Origin of the sequence: Lysobacter sp. CA199 (genome assembly GCF_052078715.1) — a bacterium.
Classification (GTDB): Bacteria; Pseudomonadota; Gammaproteobacteria; order Xanthomonadales; family Xanthomonadaceae; genus Lysobacter.
The window spans coordinates 99,960-121,984 of sequence record NZ_JBQJIL010000003.1 but is presented as its reverse complement, the minus strand read 5'-3'; the positions used below and the strand labels follow the sequence as shown (position 1 = coordinate 121,984).

1 protein-coding gene (only partly in view) is annotated in these 22,025 nt (G+C 66.7%); it reads left to right on the top strand.

The features are described 5' to 3' along the window. Nucleotides 1-22,025, top strand: partial view of an Ig-like domain-containing protein gene (locus tag ACTOWJ_RS05150; protein ID WP_441333530.1) — the 3' portion only. 15,784 nt of this gene lie to the left of the window's left edge; only the last 22,025 of its 37,809 coding nucleotides appear in the window; its start codon lies beyond the left edge, outside the window; its stop codon occupies nt 22,023-22,025.

Here is a 22,025-nt window from a genome sequence, read left to right as displayed (position 1 = left end):
CCCAGGCCAAGCAGATCTGGGAAATCGTCACCTATCGACAGAACCGCACGCTCAACGCCGGCGAGAAGTACGTCGTCACCCAGAGCGTGCAACTGGCGCCGTCGATCAACGGCCGCTACGTGATCGTCAAGTCCGATGCGCTCAAGCTGGTGCGCGAAGTCAACGAGAACAACAACGTGCTGGCGCAAGCCGCCGATGTGGTGCTGCACCCGGCCGACCTGCGGGTGACCACGGTGCAGACCCAGCCGCAGAACTTCTCCGGCGAACCGACTCCGATCACCTGGACGGTGACCAATCACGGCGAAACGGTGTGGCCCGCGACCCGAGGCTGGGTCGATCTGGTCTACATCAGCACCGATCCGACCTTCATTCTGGAGCGCGCGACCGCGCTCGGCGCGTTCACCCACTTCAATACCCAGGGCCTGGCCGCGGGCGCGAGTTACACCACGACCGCCAACGTACAACTGCCGCCCGGAACGCATGGGCGTTACTACATCCACGTGCTCACCGACAGCGCGTTCAGCGGCACGCTGGAACAACCCGGGCCGCCGAGCAACGGACGCGGCGGCGCTCAGGAAGAAGCCCGCAACGGCGGCAAGAACGAGACCTCGCTGAACCTCTACGCCAAGTCGGTGTACGAGAACGCGCGCAACGACAACAACGTCGGCGCGGGCACGCTCGACATAACCTATCGCGAGCCGGATCTGCAGATCGGCCCGATCCTGGTATCCAATCCGAATCCGTACTCCGGCCAGGTCGTCACCGTCACCTGGACCACGACCAACAACGGCAACCGCGCCACCCGCCTGAGCTCGTGGTACGACGGCGTCTACCTCTCGCGCGACGCCTCGCTGGATCCGCTGGATTACCCGCTGATCGAAGGCGATCCGAAGAAGAACCCCGGCCGCGTGCAGCTGATCTCGCTCAAGGACGCCGACGGCAAGCCGCGCTTCCTGCTGCCGGGCGAGTCGTACACGCAGTCGGCGACGTTCCATCTGCCGCAGTCGATCAGCGGCGACTTCCACATCATCGTCAAGACCGATACCGGCGTCATCAAGGATCTGTTCCCGTACGAAAAGATCAGCACCATCCGCGAAGGCCTCGACGTGCTGATCGACTCGGGCATCAATTCGATCCCCGAGTTCCAGAACGAAGGCAACAACATCGCCACGATCGCGCTTCCGATCACCCTAGCCACGCCGCCGGATCTGCAGGTCGAAGTGGTGACCGCGCCGGCCGACGTGGTCGCCGGCCAGACCTTCGTGGTCGACTATCGCGTGCGCAACGCGGGCGGCGCCACGCCGAGCGATCAGGGCAACTGGAACGACCTGATCTATCTTTCGCGCGACCGTTTCCTCGACATCAATCAGGACCGCTACCTGGGCTATGTCGGCCACGGCGGCGGCCTGGCCGCGGGCGGCGGCTACGACGGCCGCTTCACCGCGACCGCGCCGCGCGATCTGGTCGACGGCACCTACTACGTATTCGTCATCGCCGATCCGGCGCGCGCGTTCGGCACCGGTCCTTACGGTCAGGTGCTGGAGTTCGGCCTGGATCAGAACAACGCGCTCGCCGCGGCGCAGCCGATCATCGTCAAGACCCCGCCGCCGGCCGATCTGAAGATCCTTGACGTCGGCGTGCCGCCGACGGCCAAGGTCGGCGAGCCGGTCACGGTCACCTACACGGTGATCAACGACTCGACCAATCCCGCATTCGGCCGCTGGACCGATGCGGTGTATCTGTCGCTGGACAACACCTGGGACATCGGCGACATCCTGCTCGGCAAGGTCGACCACACCGGCGGCCTGATCGCCGGAGGCCGCTACGACGGCACCCTGATCGCCAATCTGCCGCCGTTGAAGGACGGCCAATGGCGGATCGTGGTGCGCCCGGATCTGTACAACGAAGTCCACGAAGGCGGCATCAGCTACGGCCCCAACGGCCTGGTGATGGCCCCGGGCGAGGCCAACAACCTCTCGGCCTCGTCGGCGACCATCCGCACCGAGGTCGCCCGCATCGACGTGGGCAGCCCGGTCCAGATTTCCTTGAACCAGAACCGCGACCAGCTCTACAAAGTCAGCGTGGCCGCGGGGCAAACCCTGCGGGTGATGCTCGACGCGCTCGCCGCCGCCGGCGATAACGAAGTGTTCGTGCGCTTCGGCGACATCCCCACCGGCTACGCCTACGACGCGGCCTATACCGAAGCGGCGTCGGCCGATCAGCGCGTGCTGATCCCGAGCACCCAGGCCGGCGATTACTACATCCTGGTGCGTCCGCGCGCCGGCTCGTCGGCTGCGACGCTGCGCGTGGACGTGCTGCCGCTGTCGATCACCAAGATCACGCCCGATGCCGGCGGCGTCGGCGACGAACAGCATCGCTGGGTCACCCTGGACATCTACGGTTCCAGCTTCCAGCCGGGCGCACTGGTCCGGTTGTCGCGGCCGGGCGTGTTCGAGGCCGAGCCCGAACGCTGGCAGGTGCTCGACGCCACCCATATCCGCGCGATCTTCGACACCCGCAACTTCCCCTACGGTCTGTACGACGTGGTGGTGACCAATCCCAACGGCCAACGGGTGATCGAGGTCGCCCGTTACCTGGTCGAACGCGGCATCGAGGCCGACGTCACCATCGGCATCGGCGGGCCGCGCACGCTCGATCCGGGCGCCGGCGCCACCTACTCGGTGTCGCTGCAGAGCCTGACCAACGTCGACACGCCGTACGTACGCTTCGACATCGGCGCGGTCGAGATGGGCTACAACGAGTACCTCATCGAAGGCCTCAACCTGCCGTTCGCTCTGTTCGGCTCCAACGTCGGCGGCCGGCCGCTGAACCTGCAGGCCAACGGCACCGCGCCGCGCAACGACATTCCGTGGGCGTCGCTGGACGGCGCGGTCAACACCAACGGTTTCAACCTGACCCCGGGTTACGCCTTCGACGTGGCCGCGCGCGGCTTCGTCGGCATGAGCTTCCGACTGCAGACCTATCCGGGCCTGACCGCATGGATCAACCGCGATTTCGGCGCATTGCGCGACGCGCTCTACGCCGTGCATCCGGACTGGAAGGCCGCAGGCAAGCTCGACGCCGGCGTGAGCGCGCTGGACAGCATCTCCGAAGGTCTCACCCGCCGCTTCCTGTCCAAGGAACCGGAAGACATCCTCACCAAGATCGAGTCGCTGTCGCAGTCGTTCCAGCTCAACGTCGTCGCCGGCGCCACCGCGCTGACCCGCGATGAGTTCATCGCCGAACAGACCGCCTACGCCTTGCGCCTGCGCACCGCGGTGCTGGCCGACCCGAGCACGCCGGAAAACCTGGGCGTGCTTGCCGCGGATGCGGCCAAGTGGGTCGCCGGCTGGCTCGGCGCGCTGGAAGGCGCGGGCCTGATCCGTCCGATCGATCAGGCGCCGCCGATCCGCGAGCACACCCTGGTGGTGAGCCTCAATGCGACCCTGGCCGCGGGCATCCTGTTCTCGCGCGCGGGCGACAGCTACCGCAGCCAGGCCGACATCCTGGGCTTCTTCGCCAAGGTGCAGCAGTGGTACGGCGATACCGCCCGTCATGCGGGCGATGAAGCGGCCCGACGCGGCGACATCGATCATATCGAGCTGCGTCAGACCGACGAAGGCGACGTGGTGCTCAGCCCGGTGCCGCGACTGGCCAATCCGGCCGATTACGACCGCGGTACCGGCCGCGTCCTGCAGTTCCAGAACTTCCGCATCTTCGTCGGCGGATTGGCGGAACTGGAGTACTTGCGCCATGAAGGCCTGCTGGACGACAAGTTCGTCCCGGTTCCGGGCAAGCCCCTCAACTTGAGTCAGTACCTGCAGCTGATCGCGCGTCAGTCCGACGCCGAGCATCCGACCATCCAGGTGCAAGGCCCGCAGGGCCGGGTCTCGGCCGCCGACGGCAGCGTCTACGTGCCGGCCGGACTCGCCCTGCCCTACACCTTCGGCTTCAACAACCTCAGCGGTCGCGGCGTCCATCAGATCCGCATCGTTTCCCAGCTCGACAGCGACGTCGATCCGCGTTCGCTGCGTCTGGGCGATCTGAAGATCGGCGACATCAACCTGCACATCCCCGACGATCGCGCCAACTTCCAGGGCGATTTCGATTTCAGCGGCAGCAAGGGTTTCATCCTGCGCGTCAGCGCGGGCATCGATGCGCTCACCCGTACCGCGACCTGGCTGATCCAGGCCATCGATCCGGCCACCGGCGAGGTCATGCTCGATCCCAACCGCGTGCTGCTGGCGCCGACCGACGGCGACGGCGCCAACCCGCAGCTGTCCAGCGGTTTCGTCAGCTTCACCGTGTCCACCGCGATCGGCGTCGCATCGGGCGCCACCATCGACACAGTCGCGCGGATATTGTTCGACGACACCCCGCCGGTGGACAGCCAGGCGCAATCGGTGACCATCGACGCCAGCGCGCCGGTCACCACCGTGCAGGCCGTGCCGCTGGGCAACGACGCGCAAGGCAGACCGGTCGTCAAGGTGAGCTGGACCGCGCGCGACGACGCCAGCGGCATCCGCTACGTCACCGTCTACGTCGCCCGCGACGGCGGCGACTTCCGCATCTGGCAGCGCCAGATCGGACCGGGCACGACCGAGGCGATCTTCGTCGGCGAAGCCGGCGCCCACTACGAGTTCCTCGCGGTGGCGACCGACAACGCCGGCAATCGCGAGGCGGCCATGGTCGCCAACGCGGTGTTGCCCGACGACGGTTCGCAACAGGAAGTCACCGACGGCCTGGGCGTGCGCCCGGGCCTGGAGCAGACCGCGGAAATCCCGCAAGCACCGGAAGACCGCAGCTACCCGTCCAATCCGCTGTTCGCGCAGGCGCGCGAGCAATTGCCCGGCCATGTCGCCAGCGTCGGCGGCGGCGATCTTCGCAACGTGCTCGCGCCGTTCGCCGCGCGCGGCTTCGCCGACGGTTTCTCCGGCAGCGCCGGCGACCTGGGCGCTGTGGCGATGGTCCAACTCGCCGATCAATCGGTGCTGGTCAGCGCCGGTTCGCTGCGTAACGAGGTTTATCGCTACGGCAAGGACGGCGGACGCAGCACCACGCCGTTGTTCAGCCTGGATCAGCCGATCCTGGACATGGCGGTGGATCGCCTCGGCCAGTTGTGGGTGATGACCGGCAGCGAACTGCTGCAGGTCGATCCGGGCAGCGGCGCGATCGTGCGCCGCGTGCAGGGCCCCGGCGGGCAGCCGCTCACGCATGCCTTGGCGGTGCATCCGCTCACCGGCGAGATCTACGTCTCCGCCGGCGACGGTATCAACATCTATCGCCCCAACCCGGCCAACGGCGTCCCGGCCTGGAGCCACTTCAGCAATACCCGCGTCGGCGATCTCGCCTTCGCTCCGGACGGTCGCCTGTGGGCGGTGCGCTGGACCGGCAGCGAGATCACGTCGGCCGATCCCAACGGCACTACCGACATCGTCAGCTTCCCGATGTCGGGTCGCACCCTGGGCCGCGCCGAACTGGAATACCGCGTCCGCGGCGTAGTCGACAGCATCGCCTTCGGCGCGCCGGGCTCGCTGCTGGCCGGTCTGCTGATCGCATCGGGTTCGCTGCCGCAGCAGATCCATGCCGCCAGCGACACCGAAACCGCGCACGGCTCCTCGGTGTGGATGATCGAGCTGGCCTCGCGCCGCGTCCTGCAGGTCGCCGAAGGCGGCACTCAGGGCAAGGCGGTGATGACCACCGCCGACGGCCGCATCCTGATCGCGCAGACCCATCACATCGATGAACTGGCTCCGGCGCGCGCGCCCAAGGTACTGGCCACCAGCGTGCCCGACGGCTCGCTGCTGCCGCTGCCGATGTCGCAGATCGCGGTGCAGTTCGATCAGGCCATGTGGCTCGGCAACGGCGGCGGCGCGGTCGATGTCGGCAGCGCCTTGGACGTGCGCAACTATGTGCTGGTGCCGTCCGAACCCGGCGCCGCGGCGATCATGCCCAAGGCCGTGCGCTGGGATGCGCAGACCAACACCGCGTACCTGGATGTCAGCGGTCTGAGCCCGGGCAGCTATCGCCTGGTCATCAGCGGCAACCTGCGCAGCGCCTCGCAGCTGCGCATCGGCAACGACACCCAGACCAGCTTCACCGCTCTGCTCAACATGAGCACACAGGTGCGGCTGACCTTCACCAACACCCGAGCCGACCGTCTCACCGGCGCGATCAGCTACGACGTCAGCGTGACCAATATCGGCACCGACGATCTGCGCGGGCCGATCGTGCTGTTGCTCGACCCCGGCCGTTACTTCGGCGGCGCCATCGCCGGCGCCAATCCCGGCAGCGCCGATCAGGCGCAGCTGTGGATGCTCAACCTCACCGCGGCGCTGCAGGCGTTGGGCGGCAAACTCGCCGCGGGCGCGACCTTGGCCGACCAGACCGTGACCATCGTTCCGGCCGGACATTTCTCCACCGCCGGCGGCCTGCTCGACCTGGCCAAGGCCGACCTCGGCCACGATGTCTACGCCGCGCCGCAGGCCAATCTGCCGCCGGCGATCAAGCTGACCGACCCGGTGGCCGAGGCCGCCGGCACGTTCGCCAATCCGGCCGCGATCGGCCAGAGCTGGACCGGCCAGATCGACGCGATCGACTTCGACGGCACGCTGTTCTTCTGGCAAGTGCTGCAGGGACCGCCGGGATTGGTGCTGACGCCGCCGGCAGGACACACCGTCGGCGCCGACGGTTTCTACCACTCCACCGCCACCTTGACCTGGACGCCGGATGCGAACGCGCTGGCCGACACCACCATCGTGCTGCGCGTGCAGGACAGCCGTGGCGGCGTTTCGCTGCGCACGCTGCGCCTGCCGGTGACCGGCGGCAATCACGCGCCCACGCTCAACCTGCAACGCGAGATCGTGATCGGCGAAGGCGAGACCTTGTCGCTGCCCTTGATCGCCGCCGACGCCGACGGCGATACCCTGGTGGTGAGCATCGGCAATCTGCCGCCGGGCGCGATGTTCGATGCCGGCACCGGCCTGCTCACCTGGACGCCCGACTACACCCAGGCCGACGCCTACCGCAACATCACCGTCACCGTCAGCGACGGCAAGACCACGCTGGTCCAGCGTTTCGACATCGTGGTCCAGCAGCAGCAGGCCTTGCCGGTGCTCGCGCCGATCCCGCCGCAGACGCTGCAGGAAGGCGTCGCCTTCGCGTTGCAGCTCAACGGCCAGGTGCCGGGCGGTCTGCGCCAGTCCGACGGCACCACCGTCGTGCTGACCTACAGCGCACCCGGCCTGGGCGGCGGCGCGCAGATCAACCCCGAAACCGGTTGGTTGTCGTGGACCCCGACCTACAGCCAGCGCGGCTCCTACAGCGTGCCGGTGACGCTCACCGCCACCTACACCCTGCCCGGCGGGCAGCGCGTGGTCCGACGCACCACTCAGACCATCGAGTTCAACGTTCTCAACGCCAACGGCGCACCGGTGTTCGATGCCAACATCGAATCGCCGTGGCAGACCTTCGAAGGCCAGACGCTGCGCATCTCCGCGTTCGCGGTCGATCCGGACAATCCGGGCTTCGCGCCCAAGATCCGTCTGCGTCCGGGCGGTCAGGCGGTCGATGAAGTCGGCAGCACCGCGGCGACCGTGCAGTACCAGGTGCTGGGCCTGCCGCAAGGCGCCAGCTTCGATGCGGAGACCTTGGAAATCGTGTGGACGCCGGGTTATTCCCAGTCCGGCACGTACTACATCACCGTGATCGCCACCGACGACGGCGACGGTACCGGTACTCCGGCGGTCAGCCGCGTCACCATCCCGATCGTGGTCGCCAACGCCAACCGCGCGCCGGTGATCGCGCCGATCGCATCGGCGATCGTCGACAAGGGCGCAGTGCTGGAAATCCCGGTGGTCATCGACGACGTCGACAGCAATCCGATCCAGCTGACCATCTCCGGCCTGCCTCGTTTCGCCACCTACACCCAAAATCCGTCCAGCGGCGACGGCCGCATCACCGGCACCATCCGCTTCGCTCCGGGCGATAACGATCGCGGCGATTACGAAATCACTCTGGTCGCGCAGGACAACGGCGACGGCGAAGTCAACCGGGTGCTGGCGCAGACCATGCGCTTCGTGTTGACCGCGCGCAGCCTGACCGAGCCGCCGGAACTGGTGTTGCCTTCGCAGATCATCGCGGTCGCAGGCCAGATGATCACCCTGCCGATCTCGATGACCGATCGCGATCAGGATCCGCTGAGCTACGAGGTCAGCGGCCTGCCGCTGGGCGCGGAGCTGATCCGCATGCCGCAGTACGGCTATGCGATCTTCGGTTGGCAGCCCGGCGCCGGCGACATCGGCGCACACGACATCGTCATCACCGTGCGCGACAGCGGCCTGCCGCCGCAGGATCAGGGCCACGCCAATCCGGCCAACCCGGTGCCCAACGTCATCACCCGCACGCTGCGCGTGATCGTGCGCGCCAGCGACGTGGCTCCGGAACTGCTCGGCATCCAGGCCAACGGCGCCGCGGTAAGCGACACCGGCAACGCCGCCGTCCCGGTGCTGTTGAGCGCCACCGAGGGCGTGCCGCTGACCCTGGAGTTGTTCGCCCGCGACAACGACGCCGACGTGATCAACTGGTCGGCGATCGACTTGCCGGCCGGCATGATCCTGGAAGTGCCCAGCGCATCCAACGGCAATCGCGCGTTGCTGCGCTGGACGCCGAGCCTGTTCGCCGCGCAAAGCGACAACGTCGACGGCGATGCGCCCGGCGTGTACCGCTTCCGCATCACCGGCAGCGACGGCGCGATGTCGCTGTCGCGCGTGTTCGAGCTGCGCGTGGCCAACGTCAACCAGGCACCGGTGATCAACCCGCTGCCGTTCCAACTGGTGCGCGAGGGCGACACCCTGGGCTTCACCGTGCGCGCCAGCGACGGCGACGGCCAGCCGACCTCGTTGAGCCTGATCTACGACGCCAACACCCCGGCCGGTATCACCTTCAACTCCGCGACCGGCTACTTCGAGTGGACGCCGGATCACCAGACGGTCGACAACTCGCTGGCCAACGATCGCGAATTCGCCTTCACCTTCAAGGCCACCGATGGCGATGCGGTGGTCTACCGCACCGTGTACGTGCGCGTGTTCGACGCCAACCGCGCGCCGACGCTCGCGGTCAGCCGCCATCTGGCCCTGGTCGGCCAGACCTTGAACCTGCCGGTGCAATTGGGCGGTCTCAATGACGGTCGCGGCATCTACGCCAACGACGTCGACGGCGCGGCGCAAACCGGCGCGCTCACGGTGAGTTTCGAAGGCCTGCCCGAAGGCGCGGTGTACGAGGCCGCATCCGGCCGCCTGCGCTGGACGCCCGGCCCCGGCCAGATCGGCGATTACGTGGTGACCGCGCGCGTATCCGACGGTCGCGATTCGGTGATGCGCACCTTCACCTTGCGCGTGGCCGCCGACGCCGCCTCGATCGCGCCCGACGTGCTCATCGACAGCCTGCCCAGCACCCCCGCGGTGCCGGGCCAGAATCTGCTGGTGACCGTGCGCGCAGCCAGCTTCGGCGCCATCGCTTCGATCTCCGTGCAAATCCGCGGCAGCGGCCTGGGCCTGGACGATTGGACCAACGCCACCCTCGACGAGGCCGGCCGCCTGCGCCTGCAGGCGACCCAGCCGGGCCTGATCGAAGTGCGGGTCGTGGCCACCGATGTCGACGGCTTCAGCCGCACCGCGATCAAGCAACTGCGGATCAAGGACCCGACCGACACGCTCGCACCCTCGCTGGCCTGGACCGGCGCGCTGCAAGGCGCGACCGCGACCGGCCGGCCGGTCGAAATCGGCGCGCTGACCGCGTTGACCGCGCAGCTGAGCGAACGCCAGCTGATGGGCTATCGCCTGCAGATCGCCGCGGTGGGCAGCGCCGAGTGGCGCGTGCTGGCGCAAAGCGAGAACGATGCGCAGTCACTGGAGCAACTGCTGTCGCTGGCCGCGCTGGACCCGGCTCAGTACCGCAACGGCGTGTACCAATTGCGCCTGAGCGCCTGGGACTTGTCCGGCCGCACCAGTGAGATCGAAGCGCGCCTGGTCATCGACAGCGAACGCAAGACTTACGCGACTGTGGAAGCGAGCGATGCGACCTATCTGCTCGGCGGCCACGCATTCGTGTTGCGTCGCACGGTGGAAGGCGGCGTCAACGCCGATCTGGGCAACTGGAATCTGAGCGGCTTCGACAGCCGCCTGACCCATGACCAAGCGCAGTTCGCCGCCAGCGGCATGCTGGCGCCATGGGCCGAAGGCGCGCGGGTGTGGCTGCAGATTCCCGCCAACCTCGGCCAGGCCAATGCGCCGATGGTCCATCTCGGCTTCGCCCTGGGCACCTCGGAGACCGCGCTCGGCTCCGCGCCGGGCGCGCCGGTGGTTCACCGCGCCGTGTTCGCCAACGATCAGGGTTGGCAGTTGCGCGCGCTCAACGGCGATGCGCTGCAACGCCAAGGCTCGCGCCTGTACGACCAGAACAGCGGTCTGCCGTGGCAGCCGTCGGGTTATGAGCTCACCGCGCCGGACGGCACGGTGTATCGCCTCGACACCGCCGGCAAGCTCACCCAGGTGCGTTTCGCCGACGGCGTGAACTGGCTGGTGTCCGACGGCGGCATCGTCCTAGCCGGCGGCAACGCGGCGCAACGCATCGACATCGTCCGCGATATCCAGGGCCGCATCGCCCGGATCGGCGGTCCGGTCGCCGCCGACGGCAGCACCCGCACCGTGGTCTATCGCTACGACACGCAGGGCCGCCTGGTCCTGGCGCGCGCGCTGGAGGGCGCGGAACTGGGCACGGCCTACGGCTACCGCGCCGACGGCCAGCCCTATGCCGACGTCATCGCCGGCAATCTGGGCACCGCCGCGCAGTGGCTCGGCAACAGCGGCGGCAATCAGTGGAGCGGCACGCTGCAAGCCGACCAGACCACCACGCTGGCGTTCAACGTGCGCGACAGCGAGCTGGCCTCGACGGTCAAGCACGCCGGCGCCGATGGCGCGATCCTGCTCGCCCTCAGCGTCGAGTTCGGCGATGCCGCCTCGACTCTGGAAGTGATCGGCGCCGATGTGCTCGGCACCGCCACCGTCAACGGCGTGCGCACCTTGTTGATCCGCGTCACCGAAGCCGGCGTCAAGTTGATCCGCCTGCACGGCGCGGGCACCGCGCGCATCAGCATCGCGCTGGCCGGCGACCTCGACCGTAACGGCCGCATCGACGGCAACGACAGCGCGGCCTGGGATCAGGCCATGGCCAACGGCGCCGCGATCGGCGATCTGGACCGCAACGGCCGCGTCGATCAGAGCGATCGTCAGATCCTGTACGCCAACTTCGGCTGGCGCGCCAACCTGCCGCCGACCGAAGCGGCGGTACTGCCGCGCGTGCTCACCCACGCCGATCTGAGCGTGCGCATCCCGTTGTCGTCGCTCGCCCGCGATCAGGACGGCGATGCGGTGTTCTGGCGCGTGCTCGGCGCCAGCCACGGCACCGCGCGCCTGAGCAGCGACGGCCAGTCGGTGATCTTCGATCCCGAACCCGGGTACACCGGCGTGGCCAGCGTGTTCGTGAGCGCCGACGACGGCTACAGCACCAGCGCCCCGATCCAGCTCAACATCGACGTCAGCGCCGCGCGCCTGATCGGCATGCGCGTTGAGCGCATCCCGGTGCTGGGCACCGGCACCAGCGCACGCTTCCGCGTGATCGGCGATTTCGAGGACCAGCAAGGCGTCGAACTGATCGGCAACTACGTGCAGTTCCTGTCCGATAACCCGGCGGTGGTCGCAGTCGGTGCCGACGGCATCGTCCGCGGCCTGACCAACGGCACCGCGCTGGTGCGGATCCGCTCGCACGGCATCGAAGCGTTCAACGCGATCGTGGTCTCCGCGCAACCGACCCGTCCGATGCACGACGGCAACGACAACGAGCTCGATCTGTTCCCGGCCACTTTCGATCTGGCCGCCGGCATCGGCCAACGCCAGATCGACGTGCACACCTTCTCCGGTTGGGGCCTGGGCACCGACTTGAGCAAGGCCACTTCGGGCACGCGTTATTTCATCAGCGATCCCTCGGTGGCGGAGATCACCGCCGACGGCCTGGTGCTGGCGCGCTCCACCGGCGTGGCCACCATCACCGTCATCAACGGCGGCCTGCAGGCCACGGTGCAACTGCGGGTCAAGGTGCCGGTGGTCGGCCCGACCCACGTGCCGGCCAACGAAGGCGCGGTGACCATGGACAACCAGGGCAACTTGCTGTCGATCGGCGCCGGCGCGTTGCCCAGCGACACCACCGCGTCGATCCAGGCGATCTCGATCGGCGCGCTGGAAACTCCGCTGCCCGGCATGGACACGCTCAACACTCTGGGCGCGGTGCGCATCGACCTGGGCGGGCTCAAGGCCAATACGGCGTTGCAGTTCGCATTGAAGGTCAACGGCCCGATCGACCCCGCCACCGGCCAGCCGACCCAGTTGGCGGCCGGCACCCAGGTCATGTTCTGGCGCGAAGGCACCATCACCGACGCACAAGGCGTGGTCCACAAGACCTGGTGGCTGGTCGACGACGGCGTCATCGGCGCCGACGGCATGGCCCGCACCGCCAGCCCGCCGTTCCAGGGCGCGATGGTCGGCGGCAATTTCATCGTCACCGCCAAGAAGGCGTCGGTGAACGAACAGACCGGCGACGCCAAGCTTTCGGGCATGGCGCTGAACTGGGATGCGTTGTGGATGAATATGGCGTACATGGCCGTCGCGATACCGGCCATGGGCTCGATGAGCATCGGCGCTGTCGCCATGATCCAGTCGATCCCGACCAACCTCACCGCGATCAGTTACGGGATCGCCGGCACGTATCAGCTCAACGTGCCGGCGGCGGCGTTGACTTCGACCGATCCGTCGGCGCAGTTCCCGGCGGTGCCGCGTCCGGCCACCGATACCACCCCGCAGATCACCGGCTTCAACTACAACGTCGCTACGCGCGAGATCACTCTGACCGGCGACTTCCTGCCCGCCGGCCAGTCCAGCGGGAATTTCTACCTGCGCGTGTGGGTCGAACCGCGCGGCGCGCAATTGACCAGCCCATCGGTCGAAGGCGCGCGCGCGAGCGAAGGACTGATCTGGCAGGCGTTCGATGTGAGTCCTTCCGGTAGCGGCCCCGGAGCCACCTTGAAGTTCACCATCCGGGAGGATGTGGCGCTGTCGCAACACGTCATCCGCATCGAGCGCGTCGCCTTGACCGTCGACGGCAACGGCGATTCGGTGCGCGGTACGCGGTTGAGCAGCGCTTCGATCCAGACGTACAACACCGGCACGCCGATGACGTACGTGACTCAAGCCAACACCATCAATGTGTTCCAGTACACCGGCCAACCCAGTTCCACCAACTCCGCACCGGTGGCGCTGCAACAGCAGCTCACCGTCGACGAACGCGGTCGGCCGCTGGCTCTGGCGCGCGGCGCCGGTCATCCCATCAGCTTCAGCGAGGACGGTTCGCTGGTGTTCGTGGCCGGTTGGGACAAGCAGATCTACGTGATCGACACCTTGACCCGCAACGTCGTGTTCACTTACCAGCTCAGCAGCCTGGCGTACGGGCGGATCTCCAGCCTGGCGGTAAGCAACGGTTGGCTGTATGTCGCCTTGCGCTCCAACGGCAGCGATCCCGGTGGCCTGAGGCGAGTCAACGTCAATCCGATGAACGGCAACTTCCTGCAAGAGGAACAGTGGCTCAACATCGGAACCGACGTGCCGCGCGACGGCTATCAGGACATCGCGGTCAACGCCGAGAGCTATATCGCGCTGACCTCCACGTCCGGCACCGTCACCATCATCGACATCAACCAGATCGATCGCCTGGGCATCGTCACCCTGGGCGCGGTCGCCATCGTCGATCCCGGCGACTACAGCCAGGGCAACAAGGGCAAGAAACCCACCTACGTCACCAGCGGCGCCGAACCAGGCCAGTTCCTGGTCAGCAATGCCGACGACAAGGATTGGGGCGTGGCGGCGATCAACGTCAATCCGAACTGGTTGGGGCGCATCAGCGGCGAGTCCGCGATCGACGCCAACGCCATCCAGATGCGCGGCCCGGTGAACTTCGCCCCCACTCAAGGCGGCCACAAGTACCACCAGGACATTCTGAGCGCGGCCGGCACGGTGATCGTCTACTACCAGGGCAAGGAATACGCCCTGGTCGCCGACAAGAACTACTGGTTCAACGACTTCATCGCCGTGCGCGACGGATCGCTGCAACCGGTGCAGATCGGCGGCAAGATCGGCATCATCGAGAACCCGTTCGGCCGTAATGGACAACCGCCGGTCTATCTGGGCGCGACCACGCCGATCGCCGGTGGCGCGATCGACAAGATCTCGGTCGGCCTGGATGGCATCTTGTATGCGGGCGTTTGGAACTACGAGCCAAACTACGACATGTTCGCGCCGATGACCTATTCCATGTACACCTGGAATGCGGCATCGCTGATCCAATCGGCGATCAACTTCAACACCGGCGATGCCGCCGCGGCGATGGCCGCGCTCGGCATCGACCGACGCAGCATGCCGATCGACCGCAACTGGATCCGCGGCGGCAGCGGCGCGCAATTCGGCTCGCAGATCCAGGCCGTCACTCCGGCCCGCTACAACGGCCCCACCGACGGCAGTGGATTCGGCTGGATCTTCGGCATCGCCACCTATACGCCGAGCGGCTTGCCGATTCAGTTGGGTTATGCCGACGTGCCCCTGCCCACGATCGAGGTCGCACCGGCGGAACCGCCGCCGATCAAGTTCCCCAGCATGCGCGAGACCTTCAACCCCGACGACAACATGGTCAAGAGCATCATCTACTGGGGTGTCGACAACCTGCTCACCGGCGGTTACCTGGGCCGATACGACGAACGTCTGCAGCAGTACAACAACAGCGAACTCAGCTACCAGGAGTTCGTCAACGCCAACTTCGTCGACGTGATGGCGACCGGCTACGCGACCAAGGTGCAGATGGGCGTGGGCGGCGTGGTCACCCGCTGGACCTCGAATGCGGCTTCGCTGGCCACCCGAGTGCTCGGCAACGCCGGCGGTGCCGCGGTCAGTGGGGCATTGTTCGACGCGATCCAGCAAAGCGGCCTGCAGGAGGTTTATGCCATCACCAACGGCAAGTCCGGACAAAAGGACTTCTCGCTGGTGCAGATGTTGTCGAGCGGCTTGGTCGAGGGCCTGGGTTCGGCGGGCTTCGAACTGTTGTTCCACGGCATCGGCAAACTGATCAGCGGCGAGTTGTTCAACCGCAAGCCCGGCCGTAGCGACATGACCGAAAGCTGGGGCGTTTCCGTCGACCTGGAGCCGTCGCGCCCGCAATCGGGTACGACCCATATCGGTGACGCGTTGCCTCCCGATGTCGGCGGCAAGTCGACCGTCAAAGTCGGCGGCCGCGTGGCCTTCATCACTCCGGCCCGCGGCTCGATGACCTTGGGCCAAGCCGAGCTGTGGTATCGCGATCTGGTTCCGCAGATCGTCAATATGGTCGACAAGAACCTGCCGATCCAGTTGCAAGCCAAGCAAGCCTGGCAATTGCGCGAGGCCATGCGCAGGGCAGGGTCGGCCGCCCTGGCCGACGCCGGCAGCGTCACCCGATTCCTGGACCGTCACCGCGTTCCCACGGTCGAACATCTCACCGCCACATTCGCGGAGAAGTACTCGGGCCGACCGTTGTACGAGCGTGAGCTGGAGGCTTACTGCAGCCTGAGGGACGAAAACTATCCCGAATTCAACGACGGCTGCTTCGTCGCCGGCACGACGGTCTGGACGGACAAGGGCCCGGTTCCGATCGAGCAGATCAAGATCGGCGACATGGTTCTTTCCCAACCTGAGAGCAAGGGCGAGAAGGAGTATCGCAAGGTCGTCAACACCTACGTCTTCGACGACAAGGAAATCTGGTACGTCGACATCCTGCACACCCAGACCCATAAGCAAGAGCGCATTTACGCCACCGGCAACCACCCGGTCTGGGTCAGGGACCATGGCTGGCTGCGACTGGACAAGCTCTATTCCGGACAGATCCTCGAATCCGAGGACGGCGGCGAGATCATCGTCGGCGAATGCGAGATGGTGTACAGCACAGGGCAGGACGGAATCGGATTCGTCGCCTCGTTCCATACCGACGAGGCGCCCGGATTGCGTCTGGACTTCAACGACTCCTGGCGGGATTTGGATGAGAACACCCGCTACTTGCAGGAGTTCTATGTCGATGCCGATCCGCACTTCCGCCGCCAGGTCTTCAACCTCGAGGTGGAAGGCTTCCATACCTACTACGTCGGCAAGACCGGCTTGTGGGTGCACAACAACAATTGCGCATCGCCACATCCGCATCAAAGCTTCGACATCGAGGTCCGCGATCCGGCCAGATCCGATCCGGTGCCCAGCGACCTTCCGCATCTGGAACCGGGCGAAGTCGATATCGTGGTCACCAACCCGGCGGCCGGCGGCACCATCATCGTCTCCTCGTTCAATCGCAAAGGACCGGCCGGCGATTTCGAAAGAGCCACCTGGGGCGCGATATTCGATCCAGCGACCGGCAAACACGCGGAATGGGGCATGGTGTTCGAAAACCCGGATCGGGCACCGGGGCATAACACCAACAACTACCGCCTGTACGAGGGGCACAAATACGTCGGCGACCGAGAAGTCTTCATCGATCGAAAGCTGTCCTTCTACCGGGCCAAAACTCCGGAGATGCTGGCGAACGACACCCTGTACATGCTGTTCCGCGACGTTTGCGGACTTGAGGCCAATCCGAAGGCGGATGTGGTCTATTCCATCGTCGATGAACGTCAGCTCTTGGGGCTCAACAACATCGTGCTCAACCGCCTGAAAAGCGGCGATCCGACCCTGAAACTGCACAGGCCGTCGTCCAAGGACGGCTACGCTCTGGATGACAGCAATCTGTTCCCGGATTACGCCGAGCGCCTGGAAAAAATCCGGCAAATGATCAACAACGGCCGGATCAAGTTCGAGATCACCAACTGGGACTACCAGAGCGTTCGCACCGAAGGCACCGCGACCAACGTGCCGGCGCTGACGATGCAGCAGATTTCCTCTGTGTTGGCCCAGGCCCGTCAGTACTGGTTGGATGCAGGTGCGTCGCAGGCCATGCTGGATCGGGCTACCTTCGAGGTCGGCGATTTGCCAACCGGAATGGCGGGTCGAACCGCAGGCACCACCATCACCATCGACGCGCTCGGCGCCGGCTGGGGCTGGTTCGTCGACGCCACCGCAGGCGAACAATCCGAATTCCACGCCACCTCGCACGCGACCAAGTTCGTCGCCGCGGCCGGTTCGGAAGCCGCCGGAAAGCTCGACCTGCTGACCGTGCTCATCCACGAGTACGGCCACGTCATGGGCTTGCCGGTGACCTATGGCGACACCGCGAACATGGCCGAGTATCTGGAAGCCGGCACCCGCCGCCTGCCCGATGCGGTCGACGTCGCCATGCTTCGCTCGGGCAACGTGCCCTACTTCGCCAGCCCCGGTACCTACACCCAAGTCGCGCCGCCCACCGGCACGCCCAGCGCCAACCCGCCCACCGGTTGGGTCGCGCCGGTCGTCAATCCGCGCCTGGTCGACAACGCCGAGCAGTGGATCGAGTTCGGTCAAGTCGGCTACAACGCGGACGGTTCGGTCACTCTCGGCGAAACCGCGGTCAGCCAGACTCGCCTCAACCAGGTGTTCCTCATCGGTGAAGGCGATCAGTTCCTGCGCTTCACCGTGGCCGGGCTGAATCTGGACAACCCCGGCGACATGCCGCAGGACGCGTTCGAGGCGGCCTTGCTCGATGCGGTCAGCGGCGCCTCGCTCGGCGGCGCGATCGGGCTCACCCGTACCGATTCCCTGCTCAACCTGCAGGGCAACGGTCGCGCCACCTTGGCTCAGGGCGTCACCGTCAAGCTCAATGCCGACGGCAGCCGCACCTACTTGGTCGACGTGCGCGGCATCGCCGCGGGCACGGCGGTGAATCTGTCGTTCGACCTGATCGGCTTCGGTGCGCAAAACAGCCGCGTCACCATCCGCGACGTCGCCTTGATGGGCCAAGTGCAGGCCAGCGACGATGCAGTGGAGGGTTACGAGGACGCCGTCACCGTCGGCAACGTGATCGGCAACGATCGCAACAGCGCCGGATTCACGCCGGTGCTGGTCAACGGCCCGGCCCACGGCACCTTGGTGCTCAATGCCGACGGCAGCTTCAGCTACACGCCCGATGCGCTGTACCACGGCGAGGACAGCTTCAGCTACGTGCTCGACAACGGCAAAACCCAATCCAACGCCGCCACCGTCAGCCTCAAGGTGATTCACGTCAATCACCCGCCGAGCGTGGGCGATGCGCGGATGGAGGTGAACGAGGACGCGACGCTGGTGGTCGATCTGCGGCCGCAGGCCAACGACGTCGACGGCGATGCATTGCAGTTCGAAATCGTCGAAGGCCCGCAGCACGGCAGCCTGACGTTGAACGCCGACGGCACCTATTCGTACGTGCCCGCGGCGAACTTCAACGGCGCCGACCGCTTCAGCTACCGCGTCAGCGACGGCAACGCGGTTTCGCGGGTGGCGACGATCGATCTGACGGTCAAGCCGGTCAACGACGCGCCGACCGTGCAGGTCGCCGACATCGAAGTGGACGAAGACCAGCCGGCCAGCGGCCAGCTGATCGTCGCCGGCAGCGACGTCGACGGCGATCGCCTCACCGTCACCGTGGTGCGCGGCCCCGAGCACGGGACCTTGGTGGTCGATGCCGACGGCCGTTTCACCTACACGCCGGACAGCGACTACAACGGCGTCGATACCTTCACCTATCGTCTCAGCGACGGTGAGCTGGAATCCGAGCTCGGCACGGTCACCATTCATCTGCGTGCCCACAACGATGCGCCGCGATTGAACGATTCGGCCTTCACCGTGGCCGAGGACGGCAACCTGGCCTTCGATCCGCTGGCGGCCGCCAGCGATGTCGACGGCGACGCGCTCACCGCGAGCATCGTCGCCGAACCGCAGCACGGCACCCTGGTGCGCAACGCCGACGGCAGCTACACCTACGTTCCGGCGGCGGAATTCCACGGCGAAGACAGCTTCAGCTACCGGGTCAGCGACGGCACGGTGGAATCGGCCATCGCCACGGTCCGTTTGACGGTGGAATCGCGCAACGACGCACCGCAGGCCGGCGACATCGGTCTGAGCGGTCGCGAGGACGAGGCCGTGACCGGCGATCTGCTCGGCGCCGGCCACGATGTCGACGGCGATGCGCTTACCGCGCGCATCGTCGACGGCCCGCTGCACGGCGTGCTCACCGTGGGCGCCGACGGACGCTTCACCTACACCCCGAACGCCAACTACCACGGCAGCGACCGCTTCACCTACCGCCTCAACGACGGCCAGGCTGATTCCACGCTGGCGACGGTGACGATCGATCTGGATCCGGTGAACGACCTGCCGACCGCGGGCGGGCTCAACCTGACGCTGCTGGAAGACGGACAGATCGCATTCGATCCGCTGTCCAGCGCCCACGACGTCGACGGCGATCCGTTGTCGGTCGTGATCGTCAACGGCCCCTCCCACGGCAGCCTGGTGCGCAACGCCGATGGCACGTATCGCTACACGCCGGATACGAACTACAACGGCAGCGAACGCATCGACTACCGGGTCAGCGACGGCCAGGGCCAGTCGGCGGTGGCGACGGTGGTGCTCACCATCACCGCGGTCAACGATGCGCCGATGGCGGTCAACGACGTCGGCACCACGCTGCAGGACCAGCCGCTGGTGATCCGCCTGCTCGACAACGACAGCGATATCGACAACAGCACCGGCGCCAACCAGGGCAGCGGCACGCCGGCCAACGCCGGTCTGTCGGTGCGGATCGTCAGCCAGCCGGCCAACGGCCGGGTCGTAATCGGCGCCGACGGCACCATCACCTACACCCCGACCAGCGGTTACAGCGGCACCGACAGCTTCACCTACGTCGCCAGCGACGGCGGCCTGGAGTCCACCGTGGCGTCGGTGACGATCCATGTGATCGCCACCAACAAGCCGCCGGTCGCCAACGACGATCAGTTCAACGGCAATCAGGGCGTGCCGATGACGATCAACCCGCTGGCCAACGACACCGACGCCGACGGCGATCCGCTCAACGCGACCATCGTTACCGGCCCGGCCCACGGCAATCTGGTGCGCAACGCCGATGGAACCTTCACCTACACTTCCACCGGAAACTTCAGCGGCACCGACACCTTCACCTACCGCGCCGGCGACGGAAAGACCCAGTCGCAGATCGCCACGGTGCGCTTGGTGATCGCCGCCAACCAGGCGCCGGTCGCGGCCAACGACAGCGTGCGCGTGCACAACAACCAGACCGCCACGATCAAGGTGCTGGCCAACGACAGCGACCCCGAAGGCCGCCCGTTGACCAGCCGCCTGATCAGCGGTCCCAAGCACGGCACCCTGCGCCAGAACAGCGACGGCAGCTTCACTTACACGCCGGACCGCTCGTTCTTGTTCCTCGGCTACATCGGTCCGGACAGCTTCACCTACGTCGCCAACGACGGCCAACGCGACTCCAACGTCGCCACGGTCTCGATCGACGTGCTGTGCGCCAACCTGCCGCCGCTGGCCTTCGACGATCACGTCTACGTCGACGAGGACGGATCGGTGCGTTTCGATCCGACCCGAAACGACTGGGATCCGACCTGCGATCCGCTGACCGCGCAAGTGGTCTGCGGCCCGCGCAACGGCAACTTGTCGTTCAACGCCGACGGCACCTTCACCTACACGCCCGACCGCAACTGGTACGGACTGGACGCGTTCACCTACCGGGTCAACGATGGCCAGTACAACTCCAACTGCGCCACGGTGTGGATACGTGTGTATTCCGACGGCAGCGGCTACGAGTGCTTCAGCGATGAGGACAGCCTGTACGCCAGCATGGATGCCTCCATCAGCGCCACCGACGCGACGCTCGAGTACGACCTGAGCGAATCGCGCACGGAGTACGCGGTGCAGGCCGCTGCCCTGGCCCAACAGCAGCAGGATCAGGGCGGTGGAACCGATCAGACCGAATCGACGACTCCGCAACCGGTGGACACCATGGAGATGGCGTCGGCGGCGATGAGCGCCGCGGCGACGGCCGATCGCAGCACGATCGACGCGTCGGCGCACGAGTCCGAAGGCGCCGGCACGGTCAGCGAGTCGCTCGCCTTCGTCGGCTCCAGGCGTCACGTCCAACGCAACCACGCCCAGATCGAACGCGACGTGCCGGCGGTGGAAACCGTCGTCACCGCGATCGCTTCGCGGACCGTACCGCAATCGATCGGCCGCGCGCAGGTGCTGATCGGGCCCAACCACGGGCAGGTGCGCATCGACGCCGACGGCCGCTACCGCTACACGCCGAACCGGAACTGGTACGGCGTGGATGCTTTCACCTGTCAGGTGATCGGCACCCGGGGCGAAGCGGCGTTGGTGATGGTGCGGGTCGCGCGTACGGCCCTGGTGCCGCCGCCGCAGGCGTTGAACGCCAGCTTCGCGGTGCTGCAAGGCGGGCTGGTGCGCTTCGACGCGCATGCCTTGGCGCGCGATCCCAACGGACGCCGCCTGCAGTTGGAGTTCGGCGCATCCGCGCACGGCGTGCTGAACCGCAACGCGGACGGCAGTTACGCCTATCGGCCGCACCTGGGCTTCCTCGGCGTCGACACGATCCATTACCAAGTCAGCAACGGCCATGCCAGCGCGCAAGGCGTGCTGTCGTTCCAGGTCGAGCGCGATGCGCGCAGCCTGCGCAGCGCCAGCGCCACGTTGCAAGCGGGGGCGCAGCGTCCGGCCGAGGAAGGCGCGACGCAGCGGAGCTACATCGTGATCAACCGTTCGCGTAACGCGAGCCCGGCGCCGACGTTGGACTGGTCGCTGTCGGTCGCGGCGCATGCGCTGCCGTCCGGTCTGGCCAGCCGACTGTGGCGCGACAGCGCGGAAGACAGCGCACCGTCGATGGGCGATCTGGCCGCACGCAGCGGGCTGGTGGTGAAACGGCCTCACTGA